This window comes from Halogeometricum sp. S3BR5-2, assembly GCF_031624635.1.
Lineage (GTDB): Archaea > Halobacteriota > Halobacteria > Halobacteriales > Haloferacaceae > Halogeometricum > Halogeometricum luteum.
Genome location: NZ_JAMQOQ010000008.1, coordinates 36,898 through 53,539, shown reverse-complemented (window position 1 = coordinate 53,539; position 16,642 = coordinate 36,898). Strand labels below are relative to the sequence as shown.

Genomic DNA, 16,642 nt, shown 5'->3' with positions numbered 1-16,642 from the left:
CAGGGCCGAGGTGCCAGGCCGCAGGCCAAGCGAGAGTAGGCTGCCACCCAGACGATGGCGTGGGGCGTGGAGGGTGAGGGAGCAGGTCGACATCGTGCCTGAGAATGGATGGCTATGGCGACTGTTTATTGTGCCCCAGAATGGGGTGCGGGGCGGTTCGTGCGTTGCCCCTGATTCGTATGTCTGGTCCGGATAGATACGACGATACGGCAGACGATCACGAACGGTTCGAAGCGGAATTGCTCGCTCAGGATCGGGATGCGCGGTCACCATCGACGGCGGATCTTGACGACGAGACGGCCCGCCAGCTGGTTCGAGAGCTATACGATGCCGGGACAGTCACACCGGTCGTCGACCAGCGGCTCCTCGTTCACGAGCCCAGCGACACAGCGTTCGAATCGATGCAGCAGCTCGCCGTCTTCCACGAGGGCTGGACGGCCGCCCGGGACGCCGGCGAGGGGGATGAGTGATGCAGCAGACGCTGGCCGGCTGTGCCTTCTGCGAGGCTCCACCCGGGACAGAAACCGGGATCGCCTACACGTGGGGGAAGGAAGAGCGGGTCAACCACCCGATTTGCGTCGACTGTGCGATCCAAGAGACGCCGGATCCCGATGATTGTGATCACTACGCCTGTGACAGCTGTGGCCTCGTCGTCGACGCGCTCGCAGCGCTCACACGGTTTCGGATCGAACTCGGCCATCTCGAAGGTCCGATACAGGTCTGTGCGCGGTGTAGTCCAAGCGGGCCAGCAACGTACTGGACGCGCGACCTCGACGCGCACATTGTCTCTGACTGACCCGCCGAGCGCTCTTCGACGCGAGTGGTACGGCGACCACGGGGGGAGGATCACAGTTGGCCGTGGCTACACCGTCCCACGGCCTATCGGCACTGTTTGTGTCGCTGTCCCGTCGCTCCGCTATCTTCAACAGACGGGCGCTCCTCGGGATGACTATGGACTGCCCCGCGTGCGGGTCCCCAGTCACCCTCGAGGTCGGACCGGACCGGCCGCTTTCAACGTCGCTGTCCGACGCCGTCCTCGCAGCGGAAGAGGACGAGCATATCGAGGTGACCCGTGACTGTTGGGACTGTGGCTGGCACGAAACGCGGGCGCTTCGCGTCGCATCGATCGACACGACCGCCGGCGACGAGACCGCCGGCGAGCGAGTCGCACTCATCGACGAGATTACCGACGAGCTCGCGTCGATCGAGAGTGTGGGTACGCTTGAGGAGACGCTGGCTGCGATCCGCCGGCAACGAGAAACCGACCCTGCGAGGACCGATACGGACGACGCGGCGGAGTGACTCGCAATGCCTGATATAGAGTCCAACTATGACGTTCGTGAGCAAACCGGGAATCCCGAGCACGCATCGGTCGACGATGTGGTTGACCTCGTGATCCACCGGGCGCAGAACCCGCGAGCTGGGCACGAGGATGCGCATTTCGATACGGCGGTCGCGGCGCTCGTCGACAGGTATGGAACGGAATCGGTCCGGACAGTCATCCATCGCATCCTCGTCGACGACGAGCCGTTTCGGACCGCCACGAACGGCCTTGAGATGCGCAACGTCGACGGCGTTCGGATCGGGACCGCCGCCAGCTGGTTCCTCGAGGAGCTGAACGCACAGGACGACTACTGAGGGACCGGTTGAAAGCCCGCAGCGACGGTTCGTCGAATCCCTATTTTTAATTCCTATTCGCCCTATGTACCCGCTAAGGCCACAATGGCTCCCTCCACCCCCCGAGACTCAGATACATCCCCTGATCTACTCGTTGAAATCGTCGAGACACTGGAAGCCCACGGGTTGGCGAGTGATTCGTATCAGCTCCACGACGCCGTCGACGTCGAGGCACTCGAGCAGCTTCTCGCATCCTCAGCCGGCGACGTAGAAGTCCGGTTCACTGTGGAAGGGATTCAGCTCGCTGTCACCCACGACGGCGTCGATGTCCTTCTCGACGAGCCAGCCGGAGCACCGGATCAGTAACGCGATCGAATTCGTCGACAGCGACGTTCCCTGAAAGCCCTCGGCCGCTCGGCATCCCGCGACCACCGCTGCGCTCCTCGTCCCTGCGGTGCTTACGGGGTCGGGGGACGGCCGAGGCGGCCTCGCCCTTTCTGAGTCCGCCAGGACGGTAGCTGGGTCGCCGAGTGTCGCGGCCGGCTGGACAGGTGTGTGCGTACCGGCCCGCCCCGCTCGCCGCTGCCGCCCTCCGCGTCGCTCGCGACCGACCATTCCGGGCTGCCTGCCTGCAGTAGCGGGCGGGCTGCCGGGCTAAAGTGAATGTGCCCTCGACGCCAGCGGGTAAGCGCGGGGGGTTGCGCGGCGTGGCTGCTCACCCCCCACGCTTACTCCGCTGGCCGCTCGCTCCGGGCGGGTCGGCGCGCGGAGCTGGTTGGGGCCACCTCATGCAGGCGCGCTCTCGCTCGCGCCCGGTAGGGCGCTCGCGAAGGCGCGAGCGAGAGCGCGCAGATGGTTCTGTCGGTCGTTGTCGTCGGAAAACCGCGATGTAGGAGCATCGCGGTGTCGGCGCGTGAGCGCCTTCGTCGGAAATCACCTGTGAGTGATTCCAATGTCAAGTAAGAACGTCACCACGGATGTAGTTTCGGTCGATGAACAGGCTTTCGAGAAACACGATGACGTCGAGGTCGACGAGGATGGGTTCGAGGTCGTCGACGGGACGCCGGAGTTCCGGGCGACGGTCGACATGGAAGTGCAGGCGAAAGTCGATTCCAACCATCCGGACGCGCGGGTCGAGGAAGGCCCGGATCACCTGTTCGGGAAGACCCTCGAACAGGAAGAGCGCATCGAGGCCCGGGAAGCCGAGCTGGAGCACATCAGTGCCCAGGCGGAACTCAGTCAGCAGGAGGGACGCGCGAAGCGGACGCGAAAGGTCGTCGTCGAGCAGTGTGGCCGAGACGAGCCCGAACCGGTGGAGCGCACGGATCCCCGAGAGAAGCTGACGCAGGAGGAACTCGCGGCGGTCAACGAGCAGGCGATGCGGATCAGCGACGAAGTGCAGGGCGGCTGGTCGAGAGCGGTCGTCGCGAAGCAGTTGGCCGAGAGGGTGGAACGCGGCCAGGACGTGACCAAGGCGGTGCTGGAGACGTTGGAGGAACTGAAGGCAGTTCCCGGTGCAATCGTGCCCGTCGCAGATGTGCCGGACGTGCCCGTCGGGGAAGTGACGGTCGAAGGAACAATCGAGACCCTCTGGGAGCCTTCCTCCTCAAGCATCCAGCAAGTCGGGCTGATAGCGGATGACAGTGGAAAAATCAAGTTCACCTGCTGGGAGAAATCGCAGCAGACAGTGGTGCAGGAAGGCGAAACGGTCCGGTTCCGGGCAGCAGCCAAGAACTGGTACGAAGGCCGGTGCTCAATCGCGCTGACCGGGTGGTCGCGTATCGAGTTCCCAGAACGCGGCCGTTGGTGGGAAGAATAGCGAGCGACGCAGTCTCTTTCTTTTTTGTGTGCCGGACCAGACCCAAGCCCCGCCGCCCCACCCTCCGCTCCGTGCTCGCTCCCAATGGTCGCTGCGCGCGCAGCCACGACCGTGAGGTAGGATGGGAAGGTGAGTTGACCTCTTCTGGGAGGTCAATGTGTAGCAGTGAGAGTTTGTCCGCGCCGCCGATGGGCGCAGCGCGATGTCCAACAGTTCATCCGAGACCCATGATTTCGATGCGTGGTTCACTGGCTTCTTCGACGGCGAGGGCTGTATCCGTATCTCAATTGCCGACCGAGAGCGGTACAGTACCGGCTTTGAACTTGCACCAATGCTCCGAATCACCCACGAACAGTTGACTGGAACTCTCGACGCAGAAGGCTGGATTGGCGTGAAAGTAGATCAGAATAGTGAGTATCGAGTCGACCATCGACTTCAGCCGCAGATCGAGGTCACCGAGACGTATCGTGACCACCTGATGGAGGCGCTTTGTGCGTACTGTGATGCTCGCGGCGTGAACTGTCATGTGTCCAGTCTCGAATCCAATGAGAACCGGAGCGATCAGTACATTTGGGGCGTGCAGGGTATCAGCAATACACGGACGCTCCTGACCCCGCTCCGCGATCAGTTCATCGTCAAGCGCGAACAGGTCGATCTCCTCCTCGACGAGATTCTGCCCCGGATGGACCAGGGCGTCCATCACGAGAAAGAAGGCTTTCTTGAGGTGATGTACTACGTCGACCGGTTCAACTCGTACAAAGGTGGCAGTCGAGGGAAATACACACTCGAGTATTTCGAGGAACTCTGGGGGATGGAGTACTCACCGAAGTAGTCAGATCGAGCTCGACTCAGTACTTGCTTCGGTGTACGCGCTCCCAAGACGAGGAAGGTGAGCGTGCAGCGTGAGGTTTGTCCTGCCCTCAAAAGGGTGGAGGGCGATACAATTCGTCCTCTCGGACCCAGTTATGAGTGATCAACAGACAACGACAAGCCGCGAACGGCTGCGAATGTATCTCGTGCAGGCACTGACTCGTACAGAATCAGACGATGTCCAGTGGCATCTCAAGGCTGCGTTGCGAGAATGGGAGAACTTGCCGCCGACACCGCTGCAAGAGTGTCCTATCTGTGGGAAAGTCGGACTACCGGAACGGATTCAGCAGCATAAATGCACTAATTGAGAGCAGATAATGAGATAGTTCGCACACCCTTCAGCGCAACCACCAAACGAAAGGTGAGTACAGATGAACGATAGAACAAACTAGGTCATAACATCCCTGATTCCCGTCAGAAGCGTCGTGACCGAGACAGAGGAAGGATATATCATATCAGCGGGAGACTAGAAAGGTATGTCCGGCTCAGAATTTCCGTCCTCGTGGAGCGACCCTCAATACGTCACAGCTATCGTCGGTGTGCTTGCTGTCGCCGCACTCTATGTCTATAGTGCCCTCACGCAGTCTGGCCCAACAACAGGTGAAATCACGTTCGTCTTACTGGTTGTCCTCCTCCCAACCACAGTAGCCTATGAAGTCGCTCGTCGCTGGTGAACCATCTCGTTCAGTTCGCACACCTACCTAACGGCTGGTTCAGAAGGAAGTGGGTGAAATAAAGGACTAGTCGTGCTGAATGTAGGCTCTACACTGAGCGATTCGGACAGCATGATTCTGACATCCCCTCCGTGCTGAATATGCGCTGTTTATACAGCACGGGCTTAGAAATACCCACCGGAACTGACAGCTTCTCCCACAATCCGTTCATAGATTTGTATAGTACCTGATCTACAGAATATCAAGGAAGAACATCCTTCGGAGCAGGCGGTGGTTCAAGAATTGAGGAAGCCCAATTCAAGTACGCTAAGAAATTGGTACCAAGGTCGGTGCAGTCTCGCGATCACGGGCTGGAGTCGGATCGAATTCCCAGAGCGCGGTCGGTGGTGGGAAGAATAGCCAGTCGAAGCAACCCTCTTTTTTGCTGTGTGCCAGACCGACCCAAGCCCCACCGCCCCACCCTCCGCTCCGTGCTCGCTTCGCTGCGCGCGCAGCCACGACCTTGTAGACGGACTAACAGAGGAGATCATAGACAGTCCCTCCAGAGGTCGAGATCAATCTATGCTTCCTGACGTGACTGGTACGTAGAGCGTGCTTATTTTTTCTTGTCCTCTTTTCGACGAGCGAAGTAGTCGTCCGCAATGCCGGGATAGAAGCCAAGATGATGTAATAGCAGGAAGAACCCGATTCCAACGACGAGAACTATCACGACTTGTAGAAGTACGTTAACAAGGAGTGAGATACCTCCCATCCCCGCCCGGGAATACGCGAAAATACCGGCAACGGCCGCCATTGCCAGAATCGAGGCGATCTCCCACTTCCCCAGTCCCATAAATCGCATATCTTAATACTTGTCTGTGAGAGGGAAATACTTTCCCTGTATGCAACATGGAGATTCTATCAAACGAATACTGTAGGCTGGTCTCAGCGATCAATTCCCCGACAATGCACAGGGTGTTTTATATCGTGGCCATCAAAATAATCACATGCCAACAACTGTGGACAACGAGGAAACCGACCGTTCACGCACAGAGTTGGCCGGGCTCGCAGCCTTGGGGCTTGCGTACGTGCTCGCCGGTCTGGGGTTGTTCTACGGACTTGCAATCGACTCAATGCAGGTGTTCACCGCTGCAGTAATCGCGATTTTAGTACTGCTGGCTGTTTCGATGGTCATCATTGTACGGAACGAACCACTTGTTTCCCGCGAGAACGTTGTGATTTCAGTCTGTGTATTCGTAGCGGTGGCCCTCTTCCTCGGATTGAGTACCTTCACTGCTCTTCCGTATACGGTGCTTGTCGGCGTCCTCATTCTCGTCGGCGTAATTATTCCTGGGCTGGTTCTTCAGTATGGGCCGTCAATTGTCAATTGAGATGGCTCACTCAATACCCTGTAACTACCAATTAGAGTGGTCGGTCGATGTTATGGGATGAAAACAGGCGATGGTGAGTTGAGGGAGGCTTATCGTACATAGCGCTCGTTTGATAGGGTCCAACTGTCCGCAGATGCTGCTGTTCGAACCGTTCTCTGTGGCTATACCTCGACGGCTACGCTGACTGCGTCTCTGCACGAGATTTCCGGTACAAATAGACGAGCAGCCCCGGTACTCCCAGGAACCCATACGTGACCCCGCGAAGTTGCGGCGAGGACAATCCTCGTTTCACCGAATCCCGGTACACATAGTACCCGACCGTCGGCCAGAAAATCAAAAGATACAGTCCCATACGAACGAGGAGGCCGTTGTATGCAGTGAGCCAATCCATTCTCACACTGTCGACTGTTGTCGCCGAGCAACACGCCAGATCAGGACCCCGAACCCGACAGCGACAGCGTAGCCGAGGATGATGAGTGGGCCACGTCCGTTCACGAGCACGTCGTAGAGCACGACGAATCCACCGAGCACACTCCCGACAATCAACCAGAGGAGCTGGCTGCCTTCGGTCTTCGCTTTTAACTCCAAGCCAGTCGCGAGACGGATCCCAACCATTAGGGCTGCCAGCACCGCAGCCGTGAGGAGAGGTAATCCCAGCGCGGTGAGTGCTGATGCCGCAAGCACATCCGTCGACGTGAGAATAAGCGACCAGCCAAACAGGCCGATGGCCAGCCAGACGACGCTCCGCCAGAGCTCCTCGTTGATGATTTCGCGCGTATCGGGTTTCATAACGGGAAAACTACGACTTGGGCACCAATAAATGTAGTCTGGTTGGGATTCAGACATCCCGGTCGAGGAGGAGCCAGGGCGACGCGCCCCTTTTTTGCTGGTGTGTAGCGGTCACCGCCACCTCCCACCACCTCCACGGTCCGGGCTGCTCACGGCGCTGCGCGCCGTTGCGCGGCCGGGCTTTCGCCACCGCAGTCCATCGGAGTCAGCGCCGTCCCGTGTGGTGTGTATTTGCCCCGTGATGGGTGAGGGGCATTCCGAGAGCGCGATTCGCGTGCGTCCCCTCGTGTGTATTCATGGCAACCAGAGACATCTACGAAACGGGCTTCGACGAAGACGTCCAAACGGAGTCGAGCGCCAACCAGTGTCCCGAGTGCGACGGACACGTCACTACGAACGCGGTCGAAACGGTCTGTGAGGACTGTGGACTCGTTATCGAGGAACAACGTATCGATCACGGGCCGGAGTGGCGGGCGTACGATGCAGACGAGCGCGAGCGAACAGGGGCACCACTCACTGCAGCCCGTCACGATCGAGGCCTCTCGACCGAGATCGGCCACGGAACCGATGCGCACGGGAACGAACTCTCAGGCCAGAAACGCCGACGGCTGGCCCGGATGCGACGTGAGCAGACCCGTGGTCGCTGGCGGTCCAAAGCGGAACGGAATCTTGCACACGGGTTGGGCGAGGTACGCCGGCTGGCAAGTGCGCTCGAGCTTTCCGAATCGATTCGTGACCAGGCGTGCCAGCTCTTCCGGAGCGCCCAGAGCGAGGATCTACTTCGAGGCAGATCCATCGAGGCCATCGGCGCAGCGAGTGTTTACGGTACCTGCCGGTGTAACCAACACCCGCTCCTCCTCGAGGATGTCGTCGACGCCGCCCGAGTCGAGTCCACTCGTATCACCAACGCCTACCGAACACTGAATCGCGAATTGGAGCTTCCGGCACCACCAATGCGCCCGACGTCATTCATTCCACGCCTGATCTCGGCGCTGGAGTTGGACCACGACATTCGTCGACGCGCGAACAAACTCGCAGAACGCACCGAGGGGACAACCCTCGCGAACGGCTGTCAGCCATCGGGCGTCGCGGCCGCCTGTGTCTATCTGGCTGCCCAAGAGCAGGGCGCGCTGATTACCCAATCCACCGTCGCGTCGGCAGCAGAGGTGTCAGTCGTGACGCTCCGAAGCCGGCGAGACGAACTCCAAGCGATCTGAGACGCCTCCGGTAGAGGAATACCTACATACAGGCAGAGAGTCTACCAGGGGGTATGGATCTGGACGAGACTGTCGAGTATCTGTCGACAGAACTCGATATCGAGCGGAGTGAGCACGTTCGCGAGGTCGGTCGAGCGGTCGCCGAGCTCCGTGACTGACTCCGTCGCAGGCAACCGGATTTATTTCGTGGTCGCCGAATCCGTCCCCGCGTTTTCTCACCCTTGAGTGTGAACTACCCCACCCTACTCGCTCACGGCTAACGCCGTTCGCTCCTTGAGGGTGGGGCTTCCTGTTTCAACGACGCACTTTGCATCCACGACGGTGGGCGACCCACCAGTCGCGGACGTAGGGAGTGCAGTCTCCGCAGGCGTCACTTCGGCGTGTCCCACACCTAACTCTGAAAGACCGCGTTGTAGCACGTTGTAGGCGGCGTTCTCGTCGCGGTCGGTCTCGAACCCACAGGTCGGGCAGGAATGCTCGCGCACCCACAGTTCTTTCTCAACCTCAACCCCGCACTCGGCACACTCTTGCGTCGTGCCCTCAGGTTCGACTTTTATGAAGTGCGTGCCCTCGCGCTCGCATTTGTATTCGAGGAAGTCGATGAATGTCCGCCACGACGCCGACGCTCGGTTGCGACTGTTCGACGGCAGTTGCATCATCCCGTGAACGTCGAGGTCTTCGACCGCCATGAGGTCGTACTCCTGAGCGTAGTAGTTTGAGAGTTTGTGCAGGAAGTCGCGGCGTTTTCGTACAATACGAGCGTGGATACAGGCCACGCGGCGGCGTTGCTCGTGCCAGTTCTGCGAGCCTTCCTGTTTGCGACTCAACGCTCGTTGCTCGCGTTCGAGCCGCTCGTACTCGGATTCGAGGTCAAGACTGCCGACCATCGTGCTGTCGGTGTCGTGAGCGTACTTGATGATACCCACGTCGATACCAACCATATCCTCGCGGTCAACCTCATCCAGAGCGGGTTTTTCGGGCACGTCATCTTCTGTTTCGATGCCGAAGATGGCGTACCACTCACCCGTTTTCTCTTGTTTGACTGTGACTTGTTTCACGCGGGCGTTATCGGGGATGTCGCGGTGGAGGTGTATCGGCATCTCACCAATCTTGGAAAGAGAAAGGATGGTCTGGTCACTCGTGTTCTTGAGTTCGAAACCAGACTGGTTGTAGGTGAGGCTCCGATACTCTCGCGGTGACTTCCACTTGAGCATCCCGACTTTGCGCCCGTTGTCTTTCTTTTCTTTGAGGCGGTCGAGGTTGTCGCTGACGCGGCGGGCAACCATCTGTAACACTTTCGAGTACACGTCGTTGAGATCGTCCCACCAATCTTTCAGGTCGGGAAGCATATTCTGCATCGCGGTGTACGACAGGTACTCGTCCGTGTTACGGAGTTCGTACAAGTAGTGGTTGTAGAGTTGCCTACAGGCATCTATGTGCCGTTCTAGTTCAGATTGAACGGCTTCGTCGGGTTCGATGCGATACCTGTAGTTGTAGTTCATCGTGTTACTCGTCTTGGTCGTCGGTTTCGTCGGGGTTGCTGACGCGGATGACTTTCACGTCTGCGCCGCGCCAGTCTTTGGGAACGGTAACGTGGGCACTCCCGCCGAACTCCTTCGCTTCACGGTCAATGATTTCTTCGCCTTCCAGTTCGAACGTGCCCATACACGAATATATATCAAGTATATATTATGTGTTTCGGTGGAGAGTGACGATAGCTTACGGCTGTATCCCCGCCCTACTGCGCTACTCACTCGCGTTGCTCCTTGAGAACGGGGACTTAGCCTGTAAGAGTTTAAATACCAAACCGGGGGAAACGCGGAGCGAATCGATGACGAACCGCAACTCAGACCGAGACGCGTTCCAACCTGTCGGAGAGGGCGCTCTGGTGCCGGACCCAGCACTGGATCAGCCAGCAGACGGCCAGCCCACCCGCCAGCGTGAGGCCTCGCATTCGGATGGGTATCCGGATGGAACTACCGACACAGACCGAGCCTGTGTCTCCTGTGGCGCATCGATCCCGGCGTCGCAACGAAAATGCCGGTTCTGTCTCGAACACGAACTCGACGCCGCGTCAGAGTCGGGTGCTGCGAATTCCGAGCAAACACTTCGTGGTGTGATCCAGTTCCTCGTCAAGTCGTCGACGTTCTACGGCGCCGTGGCAAAGGGAGCAGCTGCAGCGACACTTCTTACGTCAGGTCACGACGAGCCGATCGACGACTGTACGCTCATCTACGATCTCGAAGACGAGCCCGCACCCCAGTTAACCGAACGCTGGCCTACGCTCCCCGCGGCCGCCGAGGTGACCGCAGCGGCCGGTGAGGCGTTGCTAACAGCGACCCGTGAGCGGACAGCGTGGGACGAGAGGAGCGATGGTTCTCAGACGGAGATTCCACGCGTCTATGACGAGCGTGGCCAGGGAATTCGTGATGAGTCATCCCTCAAGCACGCTCTCGACGACGGCGACCAGCTGTGGATCGTCCCAGCAATCGCTGTTGAAACAGTTCCTCGTGAAACGGAATCCACCAGTACCGGGGCCGATATTCCGACCGTGACAGCCCTCGAGTGCCAGCACTGTACGAGAGAAACAGAACATCGGTTCAGGACACGCGAGTCGCTCCCTGACGAGACCTGGACGGGCCAACCAATCTGGGAGTGCCAGGTGTGTGGCACAGGTCGCTACGGGCCTGCTCCCGAATAGGGCAGGAGGAATCTCGCCGATTAACCAACAGTCGCCGATAGAGATGGCTTCTGTTGGTTAATACGGTGAGTACCCTCAAGTCCGATGTCAGTCACGGCGGGCGTTCATTCGGCAGGGGTCGCAACAGCTTGCCTCCACAAATCGCGGCGGGAACAGGGGTAGTGGGTAACGCACCGTGACATCGACGAGTCCGGAACGTCACGCCGACCACGGCACGGACGCATCACCAGACGCTCGATGAACTCGCTGTCTAGACGGGCCAGGTCGGGAGCGAGGGCGCTCCATTCTTCCAGTGAATCGCATCTAGCGCGGGCGGGAACTGTTGTAGTCGGTCATCGAGGACGGCGAGTGGATGGGCATCGAGAAACGTCGCCTTGTGCCGATCAACCGGCGTGTCTTCGTGATTGAGTTGGATATGACAGGGCCCAAGGTCCGGATGGTCGGCATCTTGGTGGAAGCCGAGCATCAGATTGCGGTCCGGTTCGACCCAGTTTATGCGGTAGTATGCGTGGTCGACGCCGGCGGGGTACCAGAAGCGAATCTCCAGTCGTGCTGTCGCCGCATCGTAAGAGTCACTCAGGAACGTCGTCGGATCGACATCCGCGATGACGTAGCGGGGTCGGCGTCGAGACGGGCGATAGCGGACCTCTTCACACCCTGGCTGGTTCGTCAATCGGTCGTGAACGTCGCGGAGGAGGGTCCGCTGTGTATAGCGGTCGCGACCGGCAAGAAAGATCATTCTGTGAGAGAGGAGGATTAGCTCGTGGCGCGGTCAGCCACGTCGGTCATCTGCTCGCGGGCGGCTTCGACGTCGGAGTAGAGTTCCAGTGCGTGCTTGATGAGGCGGCGATCCTCCTCGTTCTCGCGCCAGAACGCGATGACGTCGCGGCGGTCCCGGAGCTCCGCACTTGCGAGGTCGCCGTCAGCGAGCGACTGTTCGAGCTCCTCCCACGTCTCGACGTCGTAGGTCGCCTGCCACTCCTCGATCTCCTCGGTAATCGCGGCCAATTCACTCCGCAGCTCCTCGCGGGTATTTTCCTCGATGAGCGTGCGGATCTCCTCGAAGAGCAGGCGCGTGTAGTCCGGCTGGTAGCGCGTGGTCTCGCCGGCCTCGACGCGACGCAACTGGCCCTGGTCGACGAGATCCTGAAGTTCCTCGTTGGTCGTACTCCAAGCGGCGTCGGCCTGCTCGCTGATCCAGTTAACTGAGCGGGGTTCGCGAAGTGACTCGGCGACCGCCCGAATGCGGTCGCGGGCGCTCATCGACTCAGTCCACGATTGGACCCCATCTCGCGGGGATTCGGTCATGGTTGGCACCTCTTGGGACAGTGTTCGCGCCCTGCTCTCATATATGTTTGTACTGTCTCGCATAATCAAGAGTTCCTTGCGGGCGAAGGCGTCCGGACGTTGAAATGCGATACCGATAGAAGTTATGAGCCAACCGATGTACGACCGCTATTCTGACTTTGCAGAACTACGGCCGACCGGCGAGGCTTCCCACAGCCCGGACACGAGGCTGGACGACGGGTGTGAGAGTGCCCTCCCGGCGCCAACGCGTCGCGACGAGCACTGGTGGCGACGCTGATGCGCCGACGGTACCCGATGGCGAGTGCCGGTCCTGTGGGGCGTCAGTCCCAGACGGCCAGACGAAATGCCGGTTCTGTCTCACCAATCATCTCGGTGGTGACGCGACTGGCACGGACGAGTCAGCTTCGACGACGTGCCTCGGCATCGTCCACCTGGTCGTCGAGTCGACCACGTTCTACGGCGCCGTCGCGAAGGGCGGCGCCGCGGCGAACCTCCTCTCTGCCAACGAGGCGGAGCCGGCCGTCGACGACTACACGCTCATCTACGATCTGGATGAGGCGCCGGCGCGCCAGCTGGCCGAGCAATGGCCCTCCCCGGCGCAGTACAGGTGTCGTCAGAGGAGGGAGAGCGGCTTCTCAGTGTCGCCCGTGACCGGACTGGGTGGCACGGGCAGGAAGCGTCGGAGGATCCGGAGCAGGGCCCGACGCGGCTCTACGACCAGCGTGAGGACGGCATCCGCGACGCGTCGCGTCTCGACGCGGTCCTCGACGACGCCGATGACGCGGTGTGGCTGGTTCCAGCGATGGCGTTGACCGAATCCAGTGGCGAGGCTGCGGCTGATCGCCAGGTGTCGTCGGTACCGACGATTCAGGAACTCGACTGTCAAACCTGTGGACGGGCGACCGACCATCGGTTCCAGACCCACGAGTCGGTTCCGGATGAGGCGTGGACGGGGCAACCGATCTGGGAGTGCCGGGTGTGTGGCTCGGCTCGCTACGGACCCAGTCTGGAGGAGCGCAGAGCTGGAAGCATCGATTAACCAACACAGAGAAGAAGTGACGAGTACGTTGGTTAATCGAAGTCACTACTAGCGTCTCATCAGTCAGCTCTGTAAATGAGATTTGGCTCAGCAAACAGATTGATCTTGATCCTCTGTGGGCCGGAGATACGTCTTCCCCCACTCCTCAAGTGAGTCGATGACTGGCTCTAAGGACTGACCACGTTCAGTGAGCGAATACTCGACCGCGACGGGTTTTTCGCTCACGATCTCCCTGTCGACGAGTTCCTTCTCTTCTAAGTCCTCGAGACTCTGTGAGAGCATCTTGTTCGTGATGCCATCGACTTCCTTGCTGAGCTCGTTGAACCGTAACGCTCCGTGTTGCAAGAGTCGGTGAACGATGACGGGATGCCACTTCTTGCCGATGATGTCCATCGCACACGTGACTGCACACCAGTCATCGCCCGCGCACCAGACCGCCAAGCACTCGTCCTCTGGGACTCCGCCCGAATCACTCATAGACGTATCTCGAACGGCTGGATTGAAAGGAGTATCTCTTCGATACGTTGTATACAAACGAAACCACGGTTTCGCGCATGAAACGTCGTTTCGTAACATATACCTGATACTTATCCGCGGGGCGGCCGTTGGTTGAACTGCAATGACGGAAGTCAACATCGAATACTGTGTCCCGTGCGGACTCCGTGACCACGCGGTGGAAACGCAGGAAACGCTACTTGACGAGTTCGGGCAGGATCTCGATGGCGTTCGACTACAACCCGGACACGGCGGCGTGTTCAAAATCCAGGTCGACGACGACCTCGTCTGGGACAAAGACGAGCACGGCGGCGAAATCGACCTCGAGGCCATCACTGAGACCGTCCACGACCGGGTTCACGCCCACGCCTGAGCCCGCTAACTACACGGCCCTCCAGTCACGCAACCATGTTAGAACTCTACCAGGCAGAAGGGTGTGGATACTCAGCGAAGGTCCGCGAGGCGCTGACCGAACTCGGCGTCTCGTACGTCATCCACAACCCCCGCTCTGCCGCCGGCGAAACGCGCAACGAGCAGACCCACGACCACCTCCGAGCGCTGGGCGGCGAGGATCAGATCCCGTTCCTCGTCGACCGCGAGCGCGACGTGACAATGTACGAATCCGACGACATCGTCGAATATCTCCAGGAACACTACGCATGAGTGGTGCCGTCGAGGAAGACTGTCCGGTCTGTAACTCCTCAGAGAGCGCAAAAGAACAGTTTGCGACGGCGAAGGTCGCCGAGCATATCAAGGAGAAAGCGCGCCGGGACGACACCCACCGAGCATGGGTCGAGGAACACACTACGAACGGCACGCTCTCTGAAATCCGCGAGGCACTGACGGAACATAGTCGTCCCCGGAATTGACCGATGAGTCACGAGACTGAGGAAACTGACCTCGCCATCGGACAGCACCTTCGACCACTCCTCCGGTACGGAATGGCGGGGCTCCTGCTGGCCCCCGGCGCGAGCAAGTTCCTCACCTACGGAACATCGGTCCGGTTTTTCGAGTCACTCGGCCTACCGGCACCATCCATCCTCGTCCCGATCGTCGGCACACTCGAACTCGGCGCGGCGGCGCTGTTCCTCCTTGACAGAGCCCCGCGAATCGCGGCGCTCATCGCGGTGCCGATCATGGTCGTCGCCGCGGGAACGGCCGGCCCGACATGGCAGAACGTCGGCGTCCTCGCGGCCGCACTCGTCCTGATCGCCCTCGACACCCCGGAGGTACGCCGGTACACATAACCGCCCGCCGTCCCCCAGGCGCATCTTTCGACGGGCACCGTTTGAGTCCGGTTACGAACCGAGCGGGTTTCCCACCCCTAGAGGGTTGCGTCACCACGGGATAACGTCGATGGCACCATTCTACGGACGACTTCAATCGCTTTCGGCCCTCGTCGAGGACTACCTCCTCGTGTGGATTCTGCTCTCGGTGGCCCTCGGGCTCACTGTCACGGACCTTGCCGTCGTGACCGGCTTCTCGACGGTTATTCTTGCGGTGATGATCGGGAGCATCTCGTTGACGCTCTCGGTCGAGCAGTTCAGCCAGATCGGCGGCCGGGCGGTCGCGCTCGTCCTGCTGGGTCACGTCGCGATGCCCGTTTTGGCGTTCGGCATCGCCCGTGGCCTCGGGCTGTCGCCCGAGTTGACTGTGGGGTTCGTCGTGCTCGGAGCTGTGACGCCGGAACTCGTGACGCCGGTGATGACCGAACTCGCAGGCGGCGATACAGCGCTCTCGACGACGGCCCTGGTGGTCATCGGCGTCGGGAGTCTCGGGTTCGTTCCCGCGGTCGTCACCGCGCTCGCTGGGGGCGTGACCGTTCCGACGCTGCCGATCGTCGAACAGCTCGTCGTGGCGGTCGTTGCGCCTATGTTACTTGCCGTCGGTCTGCGAGCACGGTGGCCCGAGCGCGTCGGCGCGTATGATGCCCATTACCCGGCCGTCTCTGCCATAATGGTGATCCTGATTATCGGCGGTGTAACCGCCGCGAACGCCGCCGTCATCCGCTCGAACCTGGGACTCCTGGGAAGTGTCATTGCAGGCGTCGTGGTCCTGAATGGGCTCGGATACGGCGTGGGCTTTCTCGTGAGTCACCGTGCGGAGCGAGCCACTCGTATCGCGTCAGTTCTCTCCGTCGGGATGCGCGATTTCGCAGTTGCGGCCGCACTTGTGATCGCGGCCGGCCTCCCGACGATCGCGTCGCTTCCCGCGGTCGTCTTCGGCGTGGTCGAGATGACGACGAGTGCCGGGCTTGCCAAGTGGTTCGACCGGACAGAGTGAGTCAGGCTGATTCGACGTCCAGCCGGTCGACGAACCCGTCTTGGAACATCTCCGTCGTCCCGTCGGGACCGGTGACGGTCAAGCGGGTTTCCTCGTACGGGGGCGAGACGGCGATCTCGTATTCGGCGAACGAACAGCACTGCAACTCGTTCGACGTGAACTCAGCGAGTGCTTCGAGTGACTCGTCCGTTCCGTCGAAGCGAACGACGACGCCGTTCTCGTGTTCCTCGTACCCGAGGTAGTGATCGACGAGGCGGGCCCGAACTTCCTCCCGCCGTTCCGCTTCTTGTTCCTCGGTGAGCGTGCACGCGACCTCGCGCTTGGAGTCGTTCTGACTCATGATGCGTTTTTACTTTGAATACGGAACTATTTATACTGTCAACTCCGAAGTATCGGACAAGGTCTGGTGAACGAAAGCTATGGCAGAAACCCCCGACTCAGCGACTGAAACGGCCGACTC

Annotated in this window: 23 protein-coding genes and 2 pseudogenes; 17 read left to right on the top strand and 8 right to left on the bottom strand. The window is 60.1% G+C overall.

Translation table 11 applies throughout. The features are described from left to right. The first annotated feature begins 179 nt into the window (after positions 1-179). The 8 genes and pseudogenes from NDI79_RS21675 to NDI79_RS21640 form a co-directional block, all read left to right on the top strand. The gene (locus NDI79_RS21675; RefSeq protein ID WP_310930745.1) at positions 180-470 is read left to right on the top strand and encodes a DUF8069 family protein; all 291 of its coding nucleotides are present in this window, start codon (positions 180-182) and stop codon (positions 468-470) included. After that, positions 470-796, top strand: a complete 327-nt coding sequence (locus tag NDI79_RS21670; RefSeq protein WP_310930744.1) for a DUF7558 family protein — start codon at positions 470-472, stop codon at positions 794-796. The genes NDI79_RS21675 and NDI79_RS21670 overlap by 1 nt, the downstream gene beginning before the upstream one ends. A 155-nt stretch (positions 797-951) precedes the next feature. Beyond that, complete coding sequence (locus tag NDI79_RS21665) at positions 952-1,302, top strand: DUF8105 family protein (protein WP_310930743.1); 351 nt, start codon at positions 952-954, stop codon at positions 1,300-1,302. 6 nt (positions 1,303-1,308) lie between these two features. After that, positions 1,309-1,638, top strand: a complete 330-nt coding sequence (locus NDI79_RS21660) for a DUF8158 family protein (RefSeq protein ID WP_310930742.1) — start codon at positions 1,309-1,311, stop codon at positions 1,636-1,638. 84 nt (positions 1,639-1,722) lie between these two features. After that, entirely contained in the window at positions 1,723-1,983 is a 261-nt protein-coding gene (locus NDI79_RS21655) for a HalOD1 output domain-containing protein (RefSeq protein ID WP_310930741.1), read from the top strand. 586 nt (positions 1,984-2,569) lie between these two features. Further along, positions 2,570-3,436 (top strand): DNA-binding protein, encoded by an 867-nt coding sequence (locus NDI79_RS21650; RefSeq protein ID WP_310930740.1) that lies wholly within the window; start codon positions 2,570-2,572, stop codon positions 3,434-3,436. A 202-nt stretch (positions 3,437-3,638) separates the two neighbouring features. Beyond that, positions 3,639-4,268 (top strand): hypothetical protein, encoded by a 630-nt coding sequence (locus tag NDI79_RS21645; protein ID WP_142980796.1) that lies wholly within the window; start codon positions 3,639-3,641, stop codon positions 4,266-4,268. A 1,021-nt stretch (positions 4,269-5,289) separates the two neighbouring features. Continuing rightward, positions 5,290-5,379, top strand: a pseudogene (locus tag NDI79_RS21640) (DNA-binding protein); the annotation flags it as partial. A 196-nt stretch (positions 5,380-5,575) separates the two neighbouring features. On the opposite strand, the gene NDI79_RS21635 reads toward NDI79_RS21640, so the two are convergent. Continuing rightward, positions 5,576-5,821, bottom strand: a complete 246-nt coding sequence (locus NDI79_RS21635; protein WP_142980793.1) for a hypothetical protein — start codon at positions 5,819-5,821, stop codon at positions 5,576-5,578. Positions 5,822-5,966: 145 nt separating this feature from the next. Between NDI79_RS21635 and NDI79_RS21630 the strand changes: the two genes are divergently transcribed. Then, the gene (locus tag NDI79_RS21630; RefSeq protein WP_142980792.1) at positions 5,967-6,350 is read left to right on the top strand and encodes a DUF7987 family protein; all 384 of its coding nucleotides are present in this window, start codon (positions 5,967-5,969) and stop codon (positions 6,348-6,350) included. Between the two features lie 393 nt (positions 6,351-6,743). Here the strand turns inward: NDI79_RS21630 and NDI79_RS21625 are convergent, their stop codons facing one another. Then, positions 6,744-7,139, bottom strand: coding sequence for a hypothetical protein (locus tag NDI79_RS21625; RefSeq protein ID WP_142980790.1), 396 nt, complete (start codon positions 7,137-7,139; stop codon positions 6,744-6,746). A gap of 296 nt (positions 7,140-7,435) precedes the next feature. Here NDI79_RS21625 and NDI79_RS21620 point away from each other — a divergent pair, with 296 nt between their 5' ends. Continuing rightward, positions 7,436-8,356 (top strand): transcription initiation factor IIB, encoded by a 921-nt coding sequence (locus NDI79_RS21620; protein ID WP_310930739.1) that lies wholly within the window; start codon positions 7,436-7,438, stop codon positions 8,354-8,356. Positions 8,357-8,598: 242 nt separating this feature from the next. Here the strand turns inward: NDI79_RS21620 and NDI79_RS21615 are convergent, their stop codons facing one another. Beyond that, a complete protein-coding gene (locus tag NDI79_RS21615; RefSeq protein ID WP_310930738.1) occupies positions 8,599-9,858 on the bottom strand; it encodes an RNA-guided endonuclease InsQ/TnpB family protein in 1,260 nt (419 codons plus the stop codon). 4 nt (positions 9,859-9,862) lie between these two features. After that, positions 9,863-10,021: a DUF2080 family transposase-associated protein gene (locus tag NDI79_RS21610; protein WP_310930737.1), complete on the bottom strand. Its 159-nt coding sequence runs from the start codon at positions 10,019-10,021 to the stop codon at positions 9,863-9,865. A gap of 166 nt (positions 10,022-10,187) precedes the next feature. Here NDI79_RS21610 and NDI79_RS21605 point away from each other — a divergent pair, with 166 nt between their 5' ends. Continuing rightward, positions 10,188-11,057, top strand: a complete 870-nt coding sequence (locus NDI79_RS21605) for a biosurfactant protein 1 (protein WP_425499651.1) — start codon at positions 10,188-10,190, stop codon at positions 11,055-11,057. A 250-nt stretch (positions 11,058-11,307) separates the two neighbouring features. Here NDI79_RS21605 and NDI79_RS23695 read toward each other — a convergent pair whose 3' ends face one another. Both NDI79_RS23695 and NDI79_RS21595 read right to left on the bottom strand, forming a co-directional pair. Further along, positions 11,308-11,796, bottom strand: a complete 489-nt coding sequence (locus tag NDI79_RS23695; protein WP_123124763.1) for a hypothetical protein — start codon at positions 11,794-11,796, stop codon at positions 11,308-11,310. A gap of 17 nt (positions 11,797-11,813) precedes the next feature. Further along, the gene (locus tag NDI79_RS21595) at positions 11,814-12,365 is read right to left on the bottom strand and encodes a DUF7342 family protein (protein WP_123124812.1); all 552 of its coding nucleotides are present in this window, start codon (positions 12,363-12,365) and stop codon (positions 11,814-11,816) included. Positions 12,366-12,501: 136 nt separating this feature from the next. Between NDI79_RS21595 and NDI79_RS21590 the strand changes: the two are divergent. Then, positions 12,502-13,404 (top strand): annotated as a pseudogene (locus NDI79_RS21590) (biosurfactant protein 1). Positions 13,405-13,491: 87 nt separating this feature from the next. On the opposite strand, the gene NDI79_RS21585 reads toward NDI79_RS21590, so the two are convergent. Then, a complete protein-coding gene (locus NDI79_RS21585) occupies positions 13,492-13,881 on the bottom strand; it encodes a winged helix-turn-helix transcriptional regulator (protein WP_123124762.1) in 390 nt (129 codons plus the stop codon). A gap of 142 nt (positions 13,882-14,023) precedes the next feature. On the opposite strand from NDI79_RS21585, the gene NDI79_RS21580 reads away from it, so the two are divergent. From NDI79_RS21580 to NDI79_RS21560, 5 genes are all read left to right on the top strand, one after another. Continuing rightward, positions 14,024-14,272 carry a SelT/SelW/SelH family protein gene (locus NDI79_RS21580; protein WP_123124761.1) on the top strand — a complete coding sequence of 83 codons (249 nt, stop codon included), beginning with the start codon at positions 14,024-14,026 and terminating at the stop codon, positions 14,270-14,272. A gap of 35 nt (positions 14,273-14,307) precedes the next feature. Continuing rightward, positions 14,308-14,562, top strand: a complete 255-nt coding sequence (locus NDI79_RS21575) for a glutathione S-transferase N-terminal domain-containing protein (RefSeq protein WP_123124760.1) — start codon at positions 14,308-14,310, stop codon at positions 14,560-14,562. Then, positions 14,559-14,768, top strand: a complete 210-nt coding sequence (locus NDI79_RS21570) for a hypothetical protein (protein ID WP_123124759.1) — start codon at positions 14,559-14,561, stop codon at positions 14,766-14,768. The genes NDI79_RS21575 and NDI79_RS21570 overlap by 4 nt, the downstream gene beginning before the upstream one ends. Positions 14,769-14,771: 3 nt before the next feature. After that, positions 14,772-15,146 (top strand): DoxX family protein, encoded by a 375-nt coding sequence (locus tag NDI79_RS21565; RefSeq protein WP_123124758.1) that lies wholly within the window; start codon positions 14,772-14,774, stop codon positions 15,144-15,146. Between the two features lie 109 nt (positions 15,147-15,255). Continuing rightward, positions 15,256-16,182, top strand: coding sequence for a bile acid:sodium symporter family protein (locus NDI79_RS21560; protein ID WP_123124757.1), 927 nt, complete (start codon positions 15,256-15,258; stop codon positions 16,180-16,182). Position 16,183: 1 nt separating this feature from the next. On the opposite strand, the gene NDI79_RS21555 is transcribed toward NDI79_RS21560, so the two are convergent. Next, positions 16,184-16,522, bottom strand: a complete 339-nt coding sequence (locus NDI79_RS21555) for a Zn-dependent oxidoreductase (protein WP_123124756.1) — start codon at positions 16,520-16,522, stop codon at positions 16,184-16,186. Positions 16,523-16,642: the final 120 nt, after the last annotated feature.